Origin of the sequence: Macromonas bipunctata (genome assembly GCF_002837135.1) — a bacterium.
GTDB classification, from domain to species: Bacteria; Pseudomonadota; Gammaproteobacteria; order Burkholderiales; family Burkholderiaceae_C; genus Macromonas_A; species Macromonas_A bipunctata.
The window spans coordinates 1-3,898 of the sequence record NZ_NWBQ01000087.1; the positions used below are offsets into that span (position 1 = coordinate 1).

Below are 3,898 nucleotides of genomic sequence, written 5' to 3' on the forward strand. Positions count from 1 at the left end.
CACCGCACTGGCGCTGCCAAAGCGCTCAGCTGGCAGCGCCTTCCATTGGCACCCCGTGCGCAGCACGTACACGATCGCCTCGAACACCAGCCGGGCCGGCTTGGGCGGACGGCCCGCACCAGCGCGGCGCTGGTAAACCTTGCCCGGGTCTCGCTGTACCACCGGTACCAACGGTTCGACACGTGCCCAGAATTCGTCCGTCACTTCCCATGAGTGGGCATGGGCCTTGCTCATCTCTCGCTCCTGTCTTGATTTCAGATCAAGCCTGAACCATACCTCAATTTACGGACAAATCCTTAAATTGGCACATGGCAGCGTGAGCTACGCTGCCCTGCCAATTTGATCCAAAATCAACGCTGCTGCTGGCCAGACGCGTTGCCAGCTTGCACCACCTGCTGGGCGGTGGGTTTGCGGTCAACCACTACCAACTCGCCCATCTTCACCGGTAACTGGTCGGGGTAGTCGTAGGCGGCGCCCTTGTAGGAGTGAGCCATGACCGAGAGATTTTCCCGCTGGGACAGTGCCGACTACCTCAAGACCGAGCAGGACTTTGCCGACTACTTTGCCATCTGCGTGGAGGAAGACCCCGGCGACGGCAGCCTGATCCGTCAGGCGCTGGGCACCATCGCCCGCGCGCGCAGCATGACGCAGCTGGCCAAGGACACGGGCCTGGCGCGCGAGGGGCTGTACAAGGCGCTGGGGGGCTGCACCTGAGCGCAGCTCGCCCAGCCGCCACCGTGGGATAAACCAGCGGGTACTGCGCTACGGCAGCGCAAATGTGGTGTCGTGCAGGTGCGACACCATGTAGCCTGGGGTGTGGGCGCGGGCAAAGGTCTCGAACGCGGCCACTGGCAGCGGGCGGCTGAACCAGTAGCCTTGGATCTCGCGGCAGCCCTGGCGCGCCAGATAGCGGGCCTGCAGCAGGGTTTCCACGCCTTCGGCGATGTTGTCGAGCCGCAGGCGCTGCGAGATGTCGATGATGGCGTCCACGATCGCCTTGTCGTCGGGGTCGTCGTGCAGGTCGCGCACAAACGACTGGTCGATCTTGACGCGCTGCACCGCAAAGCGCTTGAGGTAGCTCAGCGAGGAGTAGCCGGTGCCAAAGTCGTCGATGGCCAGCACCACGCCCAGCGCGTGGATGTTGCGGATGACGGCCAGCGCCTCGTTCGCGTCGTTCATGGTCACGCGCTCGGTCAGCTCCAGCTCCAGGCAGTGCGGCGGCAGGCTGGCCTCGTCCAAGGCGGTCTTGACCCACTGCACCAGGTCGGCGTGGCGGAACTGCGCCAGCGACAGGTTGACCGACACGCGCGGGCACGGCACGCCCTGCGCGCGCCATTGGCTGAGCTGGCGGGTGGCGGTGCGCAGCACCCAGTCGCCTATGGGCAGGATCAGGCCGGTGTCTTCGGCCACGGGAATGAATTCGGCGGGCGATATGGAACCCAGCTCAGGGTGGTGCCAGCGCAGCAGGGCCTCGGCGCCGGTGAGCTCGCCGGTCTGCACGTCCAGCTGGGGCTGGTAGTGCAGCTCGAACTGCTCGCGCGCCAGCGCCTGGCGCAGGGCGTTGTGCAGCAGCAGCGTGCGGTCGGACTGGGCTTGCATCTTGCTGCTGAACAGGCGCCAGGTGCGCCGCCCGGCGGCCTTGGCCTGGTTGAGCGCGGTGTCGGCCTTGGAGGTGAGGTGCTCGAAGTTGTCGCCGTGCTCGGGGTAGAGCGCAATGCCGATGGAGGAGGTGGCCATGAGTTCACGCTCGCCCACGTGCAGGCCTTCGCCCAGCAGCAGCAGCAGGCGCTGGGCCCAGTCGGTGGCGGTGGCGGCGTCGGCGCGCGGAAACAGCAGGATGAAGCGGTCGCCGCTCATGCGGCCAAACAGGGCGTCGGCGGGCAGGTGGCCGCGCACCTTGGCGGCAAAGGCGACCAGCAGCTGGTCGCCCACCTCGTGGCCCAGCGAGTCGTTGATGTTCTTGAAGTGGTCGATGTCCACGCACATCACGGCCAGCGGCTGCGCGCACACGGCGGCGTGGGCCACGGCGCGGCCACCGTGGTCATTCAGCGACAGGCGGTTGAGCAGGCCGGTCAGGGTATCGACGAAGGCCAGGCGGCGCAGCTGGTCTTCCATTTGCTGGCGGTGCGCCATTTCGGCGCGCAGCTGCTCCACGGTCTGCTTGAGCTCGTGGGTGCGCTGGGCCACTTGCTGCTCCAGCTCCTGGTGCACGCGGATGAGCTCGTCTTGCATGCGGCGGCGCTCGTCGATGTCCTGCACGATCCAGACCGAGCCCAGCGCGACGTTGGTGCCCTGGATGGCCTTGCTCATGACGTGGCACCAGAACGGGGTGCCGTCCTTTCTGCACAGCAGCATCTCGCCTTCGAAGGTCTGGCCGCGCGAGAAGGGCTCGTAGCAGCGCTGCGCGGCCTCTTGCCAGTCGGCGTCGGACAGGTACCACTGCCGCGACGAGGAATGCAGCAGCTCGCCCGGGCCGTAGCCGAAGAGTTCCTCGAAGCGGCGGTTGCAGTGCGTCACGCGGCGGTTCTGCAGGAACACGATGCCCACCAGCGCGTGATCCACGATGAGCTGCTGCTCCAGCAGCAGGCGGTCGCGTTCGGCCTGGGCTTTCTTGTGGGCGTCGATGTCGTCGATGATCCAGATGGAGCCCAGCTCGGGGTGGTCGGGGTCGATCTGCTTGCCGGTCAGGCTGCACCAGAACCAGTCGCCGTTGCGCCGACGCATCTGCAGCTCGGTCTTGTAGGGCTGGCCGTGGCGCAGCATGGGGTAGGCGTCCTGGCCCAGGCCGCTGTGGGAGCTGGTGCTGATGTAGAGCCCCACGCTGGACTGGCCCTGCAGCTGCTGCGGGCTGTCAAAGCCGTAGATGTCGGCAAAGCGCTGGTTGCAGCGCTGGATGACGCGGTCGCGGATGTGGGCAATGCCCACGCTGGCGTGGTCCAGGATGAGCTGGAGCTCGCGCAGCACGCGGTAGAAGCGTTGCGTGCGCGGTGGCGCGTCGTCGGGCAGGTCGTCGAGTTGGGAGAAGTCGTCGTACATGCTCAGAACCGCTCGTGTTCGCCCAGGTAGCGCCACTGCCCCACCGGCAGGTTGCCCAGCACCACGCGCCCGATGCGGATGCGCTTGAGGCCCACCACGTGCAGGCCCACCAGCTCGCACATGCGCCGGATCTGGCGCTTCTTGCCCTCCTTGAGCACGAAGCGCAGCTGCTCGGGGTTTTGCCAGTCCACCTTGGCGGGCTTGAGCGCCTGGCCGTCCAGGCTCAGGCCGTGGCGCAGGCGCTGCAGCAGGTGTGCCGGGAACACGGACTGCACGTCCTGCGCCACCACGCCCGCGCCCTTGGGGCCGTTGGGGGCGTAATGCACCCGCACCAAATATTCTTTTTCGATGTCGGACTGCTCGCCGATGAGGGCCTTGGCCACGCGCCCGTCTTGCGTGAGCACCAGCAGGCCGGTGGAGTCGATATCGAGCCGCCCCGCCGGGGCCAGGCCCTGGTGCTGCGCGGAGCTGAAGCGGCGCGGGCTGCGGTCCTCGGGCCAGCGGTGGCGCGCCTGCACCAGCACGGCGGCGCTTTCGTGGCCGTCCTCGGGCAGGCCGCTGACGTAGCCCACGGGCTTGTGCAGCAGGATGGTGACGCGCTCGCCTTGCTGGGCGTGGGCGGCGGGCAACACCTCGATGCGGTCGGCGGCGGTCACGGGCTGGCCCATCTGGGCGGGCTGGCCGTTGACCAGCACCCAGCCGTGGGCGATCCAGTCGTCGGCCTCGCGGCGCGAGCACAGGCCCAGCTCGGCCATGCGCTTGTTCAGGCGCAGGGCGCCGTCGGGGGCAGAGGCAGCACCTGGCGTACGGGGCCGGGCCGGGGCAGCAGCGGGGGGCCGGGCAAATGGGCGCGCCGGAGCGC

The 3,898-nt window shown here is 68.0% G+C and carries 5 protein-coding genes; 1 reads left to right on the forward strand and 4 read right to left on the reverse strand.

All coding sequences use genetic code 11. The features are described 5' to 3' along the window. Positions 1-234, reverse strand: a 234-nt coding sequence (locus CON76_RS11730) for a transposase (protein WP_145995445.1), incomplete at its 3' end; no start/stop codon positions are given. A gap of 116 nt (positions 235-350) precedes the next feature. Then, on the reverse strand, positions 351-494 hold the full coding sequence (locus CON76_RS13200) for a hypothetical protein (RefSeq protein ID WP_169929057.1): 144 nt from the start codon (positions 492-494) through the stop codon (positions 351-353). Here CON76_RS13200 and CON76_RS11735 point away from each other — a divergent pair. Continuing rightward, positions 493-714, forward strand: a complete 222-nt coding sequence (locus CON76_RS11735) for an addiction module antidote protein (RefSeq protein ID WP_101103531.1) — start codon at positions 493-495, stop codon at positions 712-714. The genes CON76_RS13200 and CON76_RS11735 overlap by 2 nt on opposite strands. 48 nt (positions 715-762) lie before the next feature. On the opposite strand, the gene CON76_RS11740 is transcribed toward CON76_RS11735, so the two are convergent. Beyond that, positions 763-3,036, reverse strand: coding sequence for a sensor domain-containing protein (locus CON76_RS11740; RefSeq protein WP_101103532.1), 2,274 nt, complete (start codon positions 3,034-3,036; stop codon positions 763-765). Between the two features lie 2 nt (positions 3,037-3,038). Next, positions 3,039-3,898: pseudouridine synthase (locus CON76_RS11745; RefSeq protein WP_420812946.1), on the reverse strand; the 860-nt coding region annotated here is incomplete at its 5' end.

What these genes read in the sequence shown, in the direction of transcription:
- CON76_RS11735 (WP_101103531.1), top strand. Translation starts at nt 493, where the DNA reads ATGACCGAGAGATTTTCCCGCTGGGACAGTGCCGACTACCTCAAGACC.
- CON76_RS13200 (WP_169929057.1), bottom strand. Translation starts at nt 494, where the DNA reads ATGGCTCACTCCTACAAGGGCGCCGCCTACGACTACCCCGACCAGTTA.
- CON76_RS11740 (WP_101103532.1), bottom strand. Translation starts at nt 3,036, where the DNA reads ATGTACGACGACTTCTCCCAACTCGACGACCTGCCCGACGACGCGCCA.